The sequence below is a fragment of the Oceanimonas sp. GK1 genome (genome assembly GCF_000243075.1).
Lineage (GTDB): Bacteria > Pseudomonadota > Gammaproteobacteria > Enterobacterales > Aeromonadaceae > Oceanimonas.
In genome coordinates this window covers 2,642,396-2,655,135 of the sequence record NC_016745.1, presented here as the reverse complement: position 1 = coordinate 2,655,135, position 12,740 = coordinate 2,642,396, and the positions used below count along the sequence as shown (strand labels likewise).

General features: G+C 63.6%; 11 protein-coding genes. 6 read left to right on the top strand and 5 right to left on the bottom strand.

What is annotated here, in order from left to right; all coding sequences use genetic code 11:
• Window positions 1–367 precede the first annotated feature (367 nt).
• Together purE and purK are read left to right on the top strand one after the other, a co-directional pair.
• On the top strand, window positions 368–862 hold the full coding sequence (purE, locus tag GU3_RS12520) for a 5-(carboxyamino)imidazole ribonucleotide mutase (protein WP_014292903.1): 495 nt from the start codon (window positions 368–370) through the stop codon (window positions 860–862).
• Complete coding sequence (gene purK, locus GU3_RS12515; protein WP_014292902.1) at window positions 859–1,926, top strand: 5-(carboxyamino)imidazole ribonucleotide synthase; 1,068 nt, start codon at window positions 859–861, stop codon at window positions 1,924–1,926. Before purE ends, purK begins: the two co-directional genes overlap by 4 nt.
• Window positions 1,927–1,979: 53 nt before the next feature.
• On the opposite strand, the gene GU3_RS12510 is transcribed toward purK, so the two are convergent.
• Complete coding sequence (locus tag GU3_RS12510) at window positions 1,980–2,201, bottom strand: hypothetical protein (protein WP_014292901.1); 222 nt, start codon at window positions 2,199–2,201, stop codon at window positions 1,980–1,982.
• Window positions 2,202–2,354: 153 nt separating this feature from the next.
• On the opposite strand from GU3_RS12510, the gene GU3_RS12505 reads away from it, so the two are divergent.
• A complete protein-coding gene (locus GU3_RS12505; RefSeq protein ID WP_014292900.1) occupies window positions 2,355–3,446 on the top strand; it encodes an efflux RND transporter periplasmic adaptor subunit in 1,092 nt (363 codons plus the stop codon).
• Complete coding sequence (locus tag GU3_RS12500) at window positions 3,443–6,505, top strand: efflux RND transporter permease subunit (protein ID WP_014292899.1); 3,063 nt, start codon at window positions 3,443–3,445, stop codon at window positions 6,503–6,505. The genes GU3_RS12505 and GU3_RS12500 overlap by 4 nt, the downstream gene beginning before the upstream one ends.
• Window positions 6,506–6,555: 50 nt before the next feature.
• On the opposite strand, the gene GU3_RS12495 is transcribed toward GU3_RS12500, so the two are convergent.
• Window positions 6,556–7,596: a PLP-dependent cysteine synthase family protein gene (locus GU3_RS12495; RefSeq protein ID WP_014292898.1), complete on the bottom strand. Its 1,041-nt coding sequence runs from the start codon at window positions 7,594–7,596 to the stop codon at window positions 6,556–6,558.
• A gap of 128 nt (window positions 7,597–7,724) precedes the next feature.
• Between GU3_RS12495 and GU3_RS12490 the strand changes: the two genes are divergently transcribed.
• Window positions 7,725–8,189 (top strand): Lrp/AsnC family transcriptional regulator, encoded by a 465-nt coding sequence (locus tag GU3_RS12490; RefSeq protein ID WP_014292897.1) that lies wholly within the window; start codon window positions 7,725–7,727, stop codon window positions 8,187–8,189.
• 213 nt (window positions 8,190–8,402) lie between these two features.
• Here GU3_RS12490 and GU3_RS12485 read toward each other — a convergent pair whose 3' ends face one another.
• Window positions 8,403–9,206 (bottom strand): helix-turn-helix domain-containing protein, encoded by an 804-nt coding sequence (locus GU3_RS12485; RefSeq protein WP_014292896.1) that lies wholly within the window; start codon window positions 9,204–9,206, stop codon window positions 8,403–8,405.
• Between the two features lie 93 nt (window positions 9,207–9,299).
• Here GU3_RS12485 and GU3_RS12480 point away from each other — a divergent pair, with 93 nt between their 5' ends.
• On the top strand, window positions 9,300–10,286 hold the full coding sequence (locus GU3_RS12480; RefSeq protein WP_202798311.1) for a bile acid:sodium symporter family protein: 987 nt from the start codon (window positions 9,300–9,302) through the stop codon (window positions 10,284–10,286).
• Here the strand turns inward: GU3_RS12480 and GU3_RS12475 are convergent.
• Entirely contained in the window at window positions 10,258–11,196 is a 939-nt protein-coding gene (locus GU3_RS12475; RefSeq protein WP_014292894.1) for a class I SAM-dependent methyltransferase, read from the bottom strand. The two genes, GU3_RS12480 and GU3_RS12475, sit on opposite strands and share 29 nt — an antisense overlap.
• A 101-nt stretch (window positions 11,197–11,297) precedes the next feature.
• Window positions 11,298–12,461 carry a Na/Pi symporter gene (locus GU3_RS12470; RefSeq protein WP_014292893.1) on the bottom strand — a complete coding sequence of 388 codons (1,164 nt, stop codon included), beginning with the start codon at window positions 12,459–12,461 and terminating at the stop codon, window positions 11,298–11,300.
• Between the last annotated feature and the right edge of the window lie 279 nt (window positions 12,462–12,740).

The window sequence follows — 12,740 nt, the reverse complement described above, 5'->3', positions numbered from 1 at the left end:
CGACATGCAGGGCACGAATTGGACGACCTGGCTGACGGCAACGGACGTGTAAACCCCGTTCAGGGTGTGGCAAACAGCGAGAATGTGTGTTGCGGTGAAGCGATGCGCTTCTTAAAGACGTTGGCGTTAGCCTGGTATGGTGCGGTCGACGGCACAAAGCTGTGCGTCAGGGGAAAGCTTCTATGGCGCCCATCATAAGGCGTACACCTCCTTGAATTGGTTAGACCAGCATTGAACGGCCAATACCTTAACGATTGAGTCAGGTAATGTCCACCCTTTCACTGGCCGCAAAACCGTGGTTTCGGTATAATCCGCGCTCCCCCGGATCCACCAGATAAATGCTGAACGTTGTTGAACAGGAGTAGTCATGCAAGCAAAAGTTGCCGTCATCATGGGCTCGAAAAGCGACTGGCCCACCATGCAGGGTGCTGCAGAGATCATGGACCAGCTGCAGGTGTCCTATACCGTGGAAGTGGTGTCGGCGCACCGTACCCCCGACAAGCTGATGGAATTCGGTGAAAAGGCGGTGGAGCGCGGTTACCAGGTGATCATCGCCGGTGCCGGCGGCGCCGCCCACCTGCCGGGCATGGTAGCGGCCAAAACCCGCCTGCCGGTGCTGGGCGTACCGGTACAGAGCAAGGCCCTGAGCGGCCTCGACAGCCTGCTGTCCATCGTGCAGATGCCCAAGGGCGTGGCCGTGGGCACCCTGGCCATCGGCACCGCCGGTGCCTTCAACGCCGGCCTGCTGGCCTGCCAGATGCTGGCCAACCACGACGCCGAGCTGGCCGAGCGGTTGGAAACCTTCCGCAAGGATCAAACCGATACCGTGCTGGGCAGCCCCGACCCGAGGGAGGACGCATGAGCCGTATCTGGGTACTGGGTGCCGGCCAGCTGGGCCAAATGCTGAAACACGCGGGCATGCCGCTGGATCTGGATGTGCGTCCGGTGGACATCGAGTCTGAAGAAACCTTTCCGCTGGCGGCCCATGAAAAGGTGACCGCCGAGCGCGAGCAGTGGCCTGAAACCGCCGCCACCCGCCAGCTGGCGGCGCACCCGGCGTTCGTCAACCTGAACACCTTTCCCCTGCTGGCCGACCGCTACACCCAGAAGTCGCTCATCGACAAACTGGGGCTGGCCACCGCGCCCTGGCGCCTGGTGGAAACCGACACCACCGCCGAGGGCCTGCACCAGGTTCTGGGCGAGCGGGTGCTGCTCAAGCGTCGCACCGGCGGCTACGACGGTCGCGGCCAGCACTGGCTGCGGGAGCCGGGGCGGGATGCCATTCCCGATGACTGGCACACCCAGGCCATTGCCGAGCAGGCCATCGACTTTGACGAGGAAGCCTCCATCGTCGGCATGCGCGGCGAAGACGGCCAGTGCTATTTCTATCCGCTGACCCTCAACCTGCATGTGGACGGCATTCTGCTGGGCTCGGTGTCGCCCCTGGCGCGGCTGGCCCACCTGCAGGAGGAGGCCGAGCGCATGCTCGGCACCCTGATGAAGGATCTCGACTACGTCGGCGTCATGGCCATGGAGTGTTTCCGGGTGGGCGATCATCTGCTCATCAACGAGCTGGCGCCGCGGGTGCACAACAGCGGCCACTGGACCCAGGCCGGTGCCAGCGTCAGCCAGTTCGAGGCGCACCTGCGCGCCGTGGCCGGCCTGCCCCTGGTGGCGCCGACGGTGAAAAACACCAGCGTCATGGTCAACCTGGTGGGCACCGAGCGCAACGACGCCTGGCTGTCGGTGTCCGGCGCCGAGCTGTACTGGTATGGCAAGGAGGTGCGCCCCGGCCGCAAGGTGGGTCACATCAACTTCTGCCTCGACAACCCGGCGGACACCCAGGCCGCGCTGGACAAGCTGGAGCCCATGCTGCCCGCCCGCTATGGCATTGTGCTCGACTGGCTGCGCAGCCAGCTGATCTGATCGGCACCGGTATCATGACAAAGCCCCGCTTGATGCGGGGCTTTTTGTTGGGCTTACACCAGCGGCTGGCCCATTCGATCCTGGGCGATAAGGCGTACCACATAGGCCAGTTTGAACAGGGCGGCGGTGATCACCAGGGAAATGTGCATAAAGACGGTGGTGCCCATCGACAGCGACTGCTCGCCCAACCAGGCGGTACCGAGTGAGCCGCAGAACAGCAGCAGAAACACCACCATGGAGAGGTTGGCCAGGGTCAGCAAACGTTGATCATTCATAAGTGGTACTCCAGATGTTTATTTATTCCACGGTACGCCGGCCTGACCAATTAGTCAATAAAATAGGTGGTTTTTTGATCTGCATCAAGGCTGTCTGCCTGGATACCAAGTTGATATGCTGAGTCTTACTCAAATGGCACGGATAATAACAATATGGCGGAGAAAGCGTGGCGTGGTTGGGTGAAGCGGCATCAGACCCTGGCCTGGTGGCTGGTCGTGCTGGCTCTGGGCACACTCTGGCTGAGCCGTGGCGAGCTGTATCAGGCGGCCGGCCAGCCCCCGGAGCCCGGCCCTGCGGCTGCCCCGGCGACATTCCGGTTGCAGGTAACAACGCTGGCCGCCGAGCCCTACCAGCCTCGCCGGGTGGTGCAGGGACAATTGCAGGCGGGGCAACAGCTGGTGGTGCGCGCCCGGGTGGAAGGCCTGGTGGAACAACTGCCGGAGCTTGGCCGGGCGGTCAGCCCCGGCGATCAGTTGCTTGCCCTCAGCGTGGATGATCGCAAGGCCGGTCTGGCCCGGGCCGAGGCCGAGCGGACGCTGCGAAGGGCGGAGCTGGCCGCCGCCGAGCGGCTCCGGCGGCAGGGGCTGCTTGCCGAAACCGATTACCTGATGCGCAAGTCTGCCGCTGCCCAGGCCGAGGCGGCGTTGATCCAGGCCCGACTGGAACTGGACTACAGCCGGCCCGTCGCTCCCTTTGCCGGCAGGGTGGACCACCGTCAGGTGGAGCTGGGGGATTACGTCCGGGTTGGCGATGCCTTGCTGACCCTGGTGGATGCCAGCGAGCTGAAACTGTTGGCGCAGGTGCCCCAGCAACAGGTGGCGGAGCTGAAGCCGGGCCTGGCGGTGACCGCAGGGCTGCTGGATGGCCGCGAGCTTGAAGGCACCCTCACCTTTGTGGCCAGTGCCGCCGACACCGCCACCCGCAGCTTTGCGGTGGAGGCCCGCTTTGCCAATCCGCAGGGGCTGCGTCTGGCCGGGGCCAGTGCCGAGCTGCGCATGGCACTGCCGCCGCGCCCGGCCCACCGGCTGTCGCCGGCATTACTGACGCTGGACGAGCGTGGCCGGCCCGCGGTGCCGGTGGTCGACGCGCAGAGCCGATTACAGCTGCTGCCGGTGACCCTGCTGGCCATTACGCCCGATAACGCCTGGGTTACCGGTTTGCCGGAGCAGGCTCGGGTGGTGACCCGGGGGGCCGGTTTTGTGGCCGAAGGGGAACCGGTGGCGGTACGGGAGCAGCCTGAATGAGGGCTCTGATTGAAGCCGCCGTTTACCGCAGCCGGGCCACCCTGCTGGCCTTTGTCTTTCTGCTGCTGGGGGGCATGGGGGCCTATCAGGCCATTCCCAAGGAGGCCAACCCCGACGTCACCATTCCCATGATGTATGTCTCCATGAGCCTGGAAGGCATCAGTCCGGAAGACGGCGAGCGGCTGCTGGTGCGCCCCATGGAGCAGGAGCTGCGTACCCTGGAAGGGGTGAAGAAGATGACCTCCACCGCCAGCGAAGGCCATGCGGCGGTGATGCTGGAGTTCGACGCCGGTTTTGATCCCCGCCGGGCCTTGCAGGAAGTGCGTGAAAAGGTCGACTCGGCCCGCAGCGAGCTGCCCCAGGAGGCGGACGAGCCGGTGGTGCATGAGATCAACGTGGCCCTGTTTCCGGTGCTGTCGGTGGCGCTGTCGGGGCCGCTTGCGGAAAGCGAGCTGGTGATGATTGCCCGGCGGCTGAAGGACGAGATTGAAGGCATTGCCGAGGTGCTGGAGGTGGACATCGGCGGCGATCGGGAAGACGTGCTGGAGATCCTGGTCGACCCTCAGGTGCTCGAGGGTTACGGCATTGACTACACGCAACTGTTCAACCTGGTGTCCCGCAACAACCGGCTGGTGGCTGCCGGCAGCCTGGACACCGGCGCCGGCCGGCTGGCCATCAAGGTGCCGGGCGTGATTGAAAGCCTGGATGACGTGCTCGGGCTGCCGCTCAAGGTCAGCGGCGATCAGGTGGTGACCTTTGGTGATGTGGCCACGCTCCGGCGTACCTTCAAGGATCCCGCCGGCTTTGCCCGTATCAATGGCCAGCCCGGCCTGGTGCTGGAGGTGAGCAAGCGCGCCGGTGCCAACATTATCGAGACCATCGCCCAGGTCAAGGCGCTGCTGGCCCAGGCCCGGCCGCTGCTGCCCGAGGGGGTGGAAATCGACTACATCATGGATCAGTCCACGCAAATTGAGACCATGTTGTCGGATTTGCTCAACAATGTGCTCACCGCCGTGGTGCTGGTACTCATTCTGATCCTGGCCACCATGGGCGCGCGCTCGGCGATCATGGTGGGGCTCACCATTCCCGGCGCCTTTCTTACCGGCATTCTGATCATCTGGGGCATCGGCTTTACCATGAACATCATCGTGCTGTTTGCGCTGATCCTGGTGGCGGGCATGCTGGTGGACGGGGCCATTGTGGTGTCGGAGCTCGCCGATCGCCACCTGCATGATGGCCAGCGGCCCAAAGAAGCCTGGATTAACGCCGCCCATCGCATGAGCTGGCCGGTGATCGCCTCCACCCTGACCACCCTGGCGGTGTTCGTACCGCTGTTGTTCTGGCCCGGGGTGGTGGGGGAGTTTATGCAGTACCTGCCCGCCACCGTCATTATCTGCCTGCTGGCATCCCTGGCCATGGCACTGGTGTTTTTGCCCACCATGGGTGGCCTGGGCCGGCCCGGCCGCCAGCCCAAGGCGCCGGTGGTGGTGCCGGGACTGGCGCAGTACCGTGCTCTGCTGGCCCGGCTGCTGCACCGTCCCGGCCTGACCCTGGCCGGCACCCTGGGGCTGATTGCCCTGATTTATGCCGGTTACGCCCGCTTTAACCACGGCGTGGAGTTCTTTCCCGATATCGAGCCGGACAGTGCCCAGTTGCAGGTGCGGGCCCGGGGGGATCTGTCGGTGTATGAAAAGGACGCCCTGCTTCGCCAAGTGGAACGCCGGCTGGCCGGGCTCACCGAGGTGCGGGCACTCTACGCCCGCAGCTTTGCCATGGCCGACAATCAGATGGGCAGCGACGTGATTGGCGTGCTGCAGTTTCAGTTTATCGACTGGTATTTGCGCCGACCGGCCAGCGCCATTCGGGAAACCATGCTGGCGCGCACCGCCGACCTTCCCGGGGTGGTGCTGGAATTTCGCGAACAGCAAATGGGACCGGGAGCGGGCAAACCGGTGGAAATCCGGCTGTCGGGTACGGACGATCGCGTGTTGAGTGATGCCACCGACCGTGTGCGCCGCGCCATGAATGCGCTGGGGGGCTTTGCCGATATCGAAGACGATCGCAGTCTACCGGGCATTGAATGGCGGCTGGAAGTAGACCGGGAAGCCGCCGCCCGCATGGGAGCCGATGTGCTCAGTGTGGGCAATGCGGTGCAGCTGGTCACCAACGGCCTGCGCCTGGCCAGCTACCGGCCGGAAGACGCCAGCGACGAGGTGGACATTCGCGTGCGGCTGCCCCGGCACTGGCGCTCGGTGGATCAGCTCTCCCGCCTGACCCTGAACACTCCCCGGGGCCAGGTGCCCCTGAGCGAGTTCGTCACCCTGACCCCGGCGCCCAAGGTGGGCACCCTGCACCGGGTGGACGGCCGGCGTACCGTCACCATCAAGGCGGACATGGCCGAGGGCTTTCGCCTCGACGAGCGGCTGGCGGCCCTGCAGCAGGCCGGGGTGACCCTGCCGGAAGGGGTGGTGTTAACGCTGGCCGGGGAAGACGCAGATCAGCGGGAAGCGGGGCAGTTTCTGAGCACCGCCTTTGTGGTGGCGGTGTTGCTGATGACGCTGATCCTGGTTGTCCAGTTCAACAGCCTGTACCAGACCGCCCTGGTGTTGTCGGCCATCCTGTTTTCCACCGCCGGTGTGTTGATGGGGCTGCTGCTGAACGGCCAGTCGTTCGGCATTGTGATGGTGGGCATGGGCATCATCGCCCTGGCGGGCATCGTGGTGAACAACAATATCGTGCTGATCGACACCTTCAACCAGTTGCGGGCCGAGGGCCTGAGCCCGGTGGAAGCGGCACTGGAAACCGGCTGCCTGCGTCTGCGCCCGGTGCTGCTGACCGCCATCACCACCGTGCTGGGGCTGATGCCCATGGTGCTGGGGGTGAACGTGGACCTGCTCACTCCCTCGCTGGGACTGGGGGCGCCTTCAACCCAGTGGTGGACTCAGCTCTCCAGCGCCATCGCCGGCGGCCTGGCCTTTGCCACCCTGCTGACCCTGCTGCTCACCCCCTGCATGCTGGTGCTGGGAGCCAGCCGGACGGCGGTGAGGGGGAAGGAGTGAGAGATGCGAAATCAACGCCGTTACTTCGGCGCAAGCCTAATCCCGTCCCCTCAACCCAGCCTGGCCAGCTGTTCGCTGTAAGGAGCAATATCGCCGATATATTCGGCGACCCAGCGTGAGTTGTAATAGGTGTCGAGGTAGCGCTCGCCGCCGTCGCACATCAGGGTCACCAGTGAGCCGGTTTTGCCCGCCTGTTGCATTTCCAGCGCCAGTTGCAGCACGCCCCACAGGTTGGTGCCGGTGGAGCCGCCGGCCTTGCGGCCCAGGATGCGCTCCAGCCAGTGCAGGGTGGCGATACTGGCGGCGTCGGGCACTTTTATCATGCGGTCGATCACCTCGGGCAGAAACGAGGCTTCCACCCGGGGGCGGCCAATGCCCTCGATGCGGCCGCAGGCCCGGCTGGTGAGGGTGTTGTCCCGCTGCATGAAGCTGTCAAAAAACACCGAATTTTCCGGATCCACCACCACCAGCCGGGTGTTCAGGCCGGCATAGCGAATGTAGCGCCCCAGGGTGGCCGAGGTGCCGCCGGTGCCGGCGCTCATCACAATGGCCTCGGGCTCCGGGTGCGGCTCTTCCGCCAGCTGGCGAAAAATGCTCTCGGCAATGTTGTTGTTGCCCCGCCAGTCCGTGGCCCGCTCGGCGTAGGTGAACTGATCCATGTAGTGGCCCTGGGTATCGGCGGCCAGCTGCTCGGCGGCGGCATACACCTCGCTGGCATGGGCCACAAAGTGACAACGGCCGCCGAGGCGCTCCACCTGAGTGATTTTGCTGCGGGTGGTGGACGCCGGCATCACGGCGGTAAAGGGCAGGCCCAGCAGCTTGGCAAAATAGGCTTCCGACACGGCCGTGCTGCCGGAGGAGGCTTCCACCACATGGGTGCCTTCGCGCACCTTGCCGCTGCAGATGGCATGCAGAAACAGCGAGCGGGCCAGCCGGTGCTTGAGGCTGCCGGTGGGATGGGTGCTCTCGTCCTTGAGGTAGATATCGATGCCGGCCAGAGCGGGAATATCCAGGCGATACAGGTGGGTATCCGAGGTACGCAGCTGATCGCTGGAGAGGATCTTAAGGGCGGTGCGGGTCCACTGGCTCATCAAAACGGCTTCCGTAACACTGAATCATGCCCGGAATTGTATTCTCATCGAGTGAAAAAAATTTTCTCTTGTTTTTGGTTGGAGCGATAATATTGAGAAAATTTTTCTCTTGAGTGGCGGCAATGCCAATGGATAATTTCGATCGTCATATTCTGGCCCTGTTGCAGCAGGACGCCACCCTGGCCCTGAAGGATCTGGCGGAGGCGGTGAACCTGTCCACCACGCCCTGCTGGAAGCGGGTCAAGCGGCTGGAAGAAGCCGGTTACATTCGCGGCCGGGTGGCGCTGCTTGACGCCGAACGGCTGGGGCTGGGCCTGTCGGTGTTTGTACAGATCAAGACCCAGCACCACGACAGCCGCTGGCTGGCGCGCTTTGCCGAAACGGTCACCGCCTTTGACGAAGTGGTGGAGTTTTACCGCATGTCAGGCGAGTGGGACTATATGCTCAGAGTGGTGGTGGCCGACATTGCCGCCTTTGACCGTTTCTACAAAAAGCTCATCAACAGCACCGAAGGGCTGTCGAACATCACCTCCAGCTTCGCCATGGAGCAAATCAAGTACACCACGGCTTTGCCGTTAACGGCGAGGGAGTAGGGGCAAAAAAGGGGATTGGGGACTGGGGAATAGAAAAACTCAGTGGCAGGTAGCGCCGGAGTTTCACGAAGTAGCAGCAGGGATTACCGGAGCCGACCGTCACATGCCAAGGACGGCATGTGCCGAGCGTCCCATGGATGGGCTTGAAGCGTGTCGGCGGAGGTAACCCTGCTGCTGCTTCGCATTGCATATGGAGCAGCAGGCTTATGATTTTCAGTTTTGCTCCCTGCTGCGCACATACTCCCCCGGCGTGCAGCCCAGCAGGTCACCAAAGGCGGCAATAAAGGCCGACAGGCTGTCGTAGCCGCATTCCAGCGCCACGTCGGTAATGCGCAGGTTTTGCTCCAGCAGGGGCAGGGCGGCCAGCAGCCGGGCGCGCTGGCGCCACTGGCGAAAGCTCATGCCGGTATGGCGGATGAAATATCGCCCCAGGGTCTTGTCGCTGACACCCAGCGGCGCGCTGAAATGACTCATGGGCTGGCGGCAGTCCGGGTGGGCGGCCAGGTAGTGGCAAATGCCGGCCAGGGCGTTGTCGTCGGGCCAGGGCAGCATCAGGGCGCAGGCCGGGGCGACCGCCAGTTGATCCAGCATCACCGTCACCAGCCTGCCCTCGGCGCCGGCTTCGTCATATTCCACCTCAACGTCGCTGAAGGCCAGGATCAGCTCCCGAAGCAGCGGGCTGATTTCCACCACCTCGCAGGGGCGGCAGGACACGACCGCGGGCGTGATATACAGGCTGCGAATCTGGGTGCCGGCGGCGCAGTGCACCCCGTGCTTAAGGCCGGGCGGTATCCACACCGCCCGGTTCGGCGGTGCCACAAAGCGGGCCCGCGGGGTTTCCACCGTGACCACGCCTGCCGCGGCATAGGACAGTTGTATCCAGGGATGGGCGTGGTGAGCGTGAATGGCCTGGTTGGGCAGCGATAACCGCTGCCCCAGCACGGGTCTTGGCAACGTTTCCAGTTGCGCGAGCTGGTCAAGCAGCTGTTGCTGGTTGTCTTTTTGGCGACATTCCATCTCTTTTTGCCGATAAAGTCATAAGGAGGTTCCAATTATAATGCTCACCGACCTTGTCACAATCAGGATGCTGAAATGTTCAGAATGTTACGACTGCTGTTTGATAACTTTACGCTGATCCTGCTGGCGGTGGTGGCCGCGGCCAGTCTGTTGCCGGCCGAGGGCCAGGGCGCGGTGTTTTTTAATCATCTCACTACCGCCGCCATTGCCCTGCTGTTTTTTATGCACGGCGCCAAGCTGTCCCGCCAGGCCATCGTGGCCGGTGCCACCCACTGGCGGCTGCATGTGCTGGTGTTTGGCTGTACCTTTGCGCTGTTTCCGCTGCTTGGCCTCTTGCTCAAGCCGCTGTTGTTGCCGCTGCTGGGAGAGCCGCTGTACATGGGAGTGCTGTTTTTGTGTGTGCTGCCGGGCACGGTGCAGTCGGCCATTGCCTTTACCTCGCTGGCCGGGGGCAATGTGCCGGCGGCGGTGTGCAGTGCGTCCGCCTCCAGTATTCTCGGCATCGTGCTCACCCCCTTGCTGGTAGCGGCGTTGCTCAATCTGCAGGCCGGCGAGGCGGTGTCGCCGCTTGACTCCATTGTGTCCATCAGCGCCCAGCTGCTGCTGCCCTTTGCCGCCGGCCATCTGCTGCGGCCGGTCATTGGCGGTTTTGTGGACCGCAACCGGGCCTGGCTGGGCCGGGTGGATCAGGGCTCCATTCTGCTGGTGGTGTACACGGCGCTGAGTGCCTCCGTGGTGGAAGGACTGTGGCACACGGTGTCGTGGTCGAAACTGGTGATGCTGACCCTGGCGTGCTGCGGCCTGCTGGCGCTGATCCTCTGGTTGACCGCCTGGCTTGGCCGGCGGCTGGGTTTTAACCGGGAAGACCGCATCACCATCGTCTTTGGCGGCTCCAAAAAGAGCATGGCCACGGGGGTGCCCATGGCCAAGGTGCTGTTTGCCGGCGCCATGCTGGGGCCGGCCTTGCTGCCGCTGATGATTTTTCACCAGATCCAGCTGATGGTGTGTGCGGTGCTGGCACAAAAATACGCCCGTGAGCGTGAGCCGGCCCTTACCCCTGAGCGAACACCAGCGCCTTGAGCCCGGCCTCGGGGTCGATGTCGGCAAATTCGGGCGGGTTGTCGAGGCGCGTCACATAGCGCAGCCCCGGCGCCTGCTCGGCCATGCCGTCAATCAGGAACTGACTGTGGATATCCGGATCATTGACACAGGCCAGCACCTGGCCACAGGGAGTAAGCAGCTCCGGCAGCCGGCGCAGTATCTTGCCGTAATCCCGGCTCAGGGCAAAACTGCCTTTCTGAAAGGACGGCGGATCGATAATGATGAGCTCATAAGGGCCCAGCTTGCGCACCTTGCCCCAGGATTTGAACAACTCGTGGCCAAGAAAGCCGACCTTGCCCAGATCGTGGCCGTTGAGACGATGGTTGTCCCGGCCCCGGGCCAGGGACGACTTGGCCATGTCCAGGTTCACGACCCGCTCGGCGCCGCCGGCGATGGCGGCCACGGAAAACCCGCAAGTGTAGGCAAAGAGGTTCAGCACCCGTTTGCCTTCGGCCTGCTGCCGTACCCACTGCCGGCCCAGGCGCATGTCCAGAAACAGGCCGTGATTCTGGTTGCGGCCCAGGGTCAGCCGGTATTTCAGGCCGTGCTCGCGCACCACCGGGCTGGCCTCCAGTTCCCCCCATACCACCTCCAGCGGTGAGCCCTCGCGGCTGCGGTGTTGCAGCAGCAGGGCGGTGGCACCGCTTTGTTGCCATACCGCCGTGGCCACCAGCTCATTGAACAGGCCGTGCAATTCGTTCAAAAAGGCGGGTTCCGGCTCCCGGAACAGGCTCACCAGTACCTGGCCGTCGAGCCAGTCCACGGTCAGTTGCTCCAGCCCCGGCCAGCGCCGGCCCCGGCCGTGAAACAGCCGGCGAACCTCGGTGGGCGGTTCGGCAAGGGCGGTGTGCAGGTGGGCCTTGAAAGCGGGCAGGGCGGTGATGTCCATGGCGTGTTGTCCGGCAATAAAAAAGCAGGCGCCATTCTAGCGGCCTGCCTGTGATAACACCACCGCCCCTGCGGAGCGCGGAAGCGCTCAGCCGAACGTGCTTACAGCCACTGACTGAGGCCGACCAGCCCCAGGGGCAGGACGAAGAAAACGCCGCCGATATAAGCCGCCACATAGCCCTTGTTGCGCTGGGCCAGGGCAGCCAGCTGCTCGGCCATGTGCATGGGCAGGGAGCGCAGCAGCGGCAGCATATAGATGAGGGCAATGGCCATCACGTTGAACAGCAGGTGTACCAGGGCGATTTGCAGCGCCACCATGGCCGAGGCGCCGGTGATGGCGGTGGCCGCCAGCAGGGCGGTGATGGTGGTGCCGATGTTGCTGCCCAGAATAAAGGGATAGACCTGCTTCAGGCTGAACATGCCGGAGCCGGCCAGGGGCACGATCAGCGAGGTGGTGGTGGAGGACGACTGTACCAGCACGGTGACCAGGGTGCCCGACGCCATGCCCGACACCGGACCGCGCCCCACGGCGGTGCGCAGTATGCCCATGGCCCGGCCGGCCATCAGGGAACGCAGCACCCGGCCAATCTGGGTCACCACCATCAGGATCAGACTAATGCCCAGCAGAATGAGCGCCACCCCGGACCAGACGCCGGGTAGCCAGGCCACGCTGTCTTTCAGCAGGCCGGTGGCGGGGGCCAGCATGGCTTTCATAAAGTTGATATTGCCCAGGCTCATGCTGGCATCGCTTACCAGCAGGCCGGCCAGCCACTCGGAGGCGCGGGCCAGGGGCTGGAACAACAGCTCCAGCGGCAACACGATGGCCACCGCCAGCAGGTTAAAGCTGTCATGCACGGTGGCGGCGGAAAAGGCACGGCGAAATTCCTCGCCGTTGCGCACATGGCCCAGGCTGACCAGGGTGCTGGTGAGCGAAGTGCCGATGTTGGCGCCCATCACCATGGGAATGGCAATGGCCACTGGCAGGCCGCCGGCCACCATGCCGACGATGATGGACGTCACGGTGCTGGAGCTCTGGATCAGCGCCGTGGCCACGACCCCGATAATCAGGGCAATCACGGGGTTGGAAGCAAATTCAAACAGGGCCTTGGCATCCTCTCCGGCTGCGGCTTTAAAGCCGGCACCAATGGCGCCGACGGCGGCCAGCAGCAGGTAAACCAGGGCGGCCACCAGCAGCCAGGACAACCAGCGGGGAGTGCTTTGGCTGGTGGCGGCGGAGGCGGGGAGGGCGGAGGTTTCAGGGCTCATGGTACATCCTCATCGTCATGATGGGCGCACTATGCCGTCTCAATATGACGGTTTTATTACAATGTGACGGCATCATGACAGCCAGGGCCGCCGCCTTGCTCTGTCGGCGTTTGTCGCGATCTTGTTCTGCTTTTTAACTTTTTGTTTTTAATAGAGTTTATTAAATGAATGGGCCTCATATAAGCCTCTTTTCCGTATTGTCGCCATAATGCTCCGTCAGGCCTGTTCGCGGGTGTTTTCATCCGCCTTGAAAAGATAACGGGCGAATTCAATAGTGAA

Bases quoted from the DNA above. Each gene is read 5' to 3' on its own strand.
- GU3_RS12490 (WP_014292897.1), top strand. From the start codon at position 7,725: ATGGATAATTTCGATCGTCATATTCTGGCCCTGTTGCAGCAGGACGCC.
- purK (WP_014292902.1), top strand. From the start codon at position 859: ATGAGCCGTATCTGGGTACTGGGTGCCGGCCAGCTGGGCCAAATGCTG.
- GU3_RS12500 (WP_014292899.1), top strand. From the start codon at position 3,443: ATGAGGGCTCTGATTGAAGCCGCCGTTTACCGCAGCCGGGCCACCCTG.
- GU3_RS12505 (WP_014292900.1), top strand. From the start codon at position 2,355: ATGGCGGAGAAAGCGTGGCGTGGTTGGGTGAAGCGGCATCAGACCCTG.
- purE (WP_014292903.1), top strand. From the start codon at position 368: ATGCAAGCAAAAGTTGCCGTCATCATGGGCTCGAAAAGCGACTGGCCC.
- GU3_RS12470 (WP_014292893.1), bottom strand. From the start codon at position 12,461: ATGAGCCCTGAAACCTCCGCCCTCCCCGCCTCCGCCGCCACCAGCCAA.
- GU3_RS12510 (WP_014292901.1), bottom strand. From the start codon at position 2,201: ATGAATGATCAACGTTTGCTGACCCTGGCCAACCTCTCCATGGTGGTG.
- GU3_RS12485 (WP_014292896.1), bottom strand. From the start codon at position 9,206: ATGGAATGTCGCCAAAAAGACAACCAGCAACAGCTGCTTGACCAGCTC.
- GU3_RS12495 (WP_014292898.1), bottom strand. From the start codon at position 7,596: ATGAGCCAGTGGACCCGCACCGCCCTTAAGATCCTCTCCAGCGATCAG.
- GU3_RS12475 (WP_014292894.1), bottom strand. From the start codon at position 11,196: ATGGACATCACCGCCCTGCCCGCTTTCAAGGCCCACCTGCACACCGCC.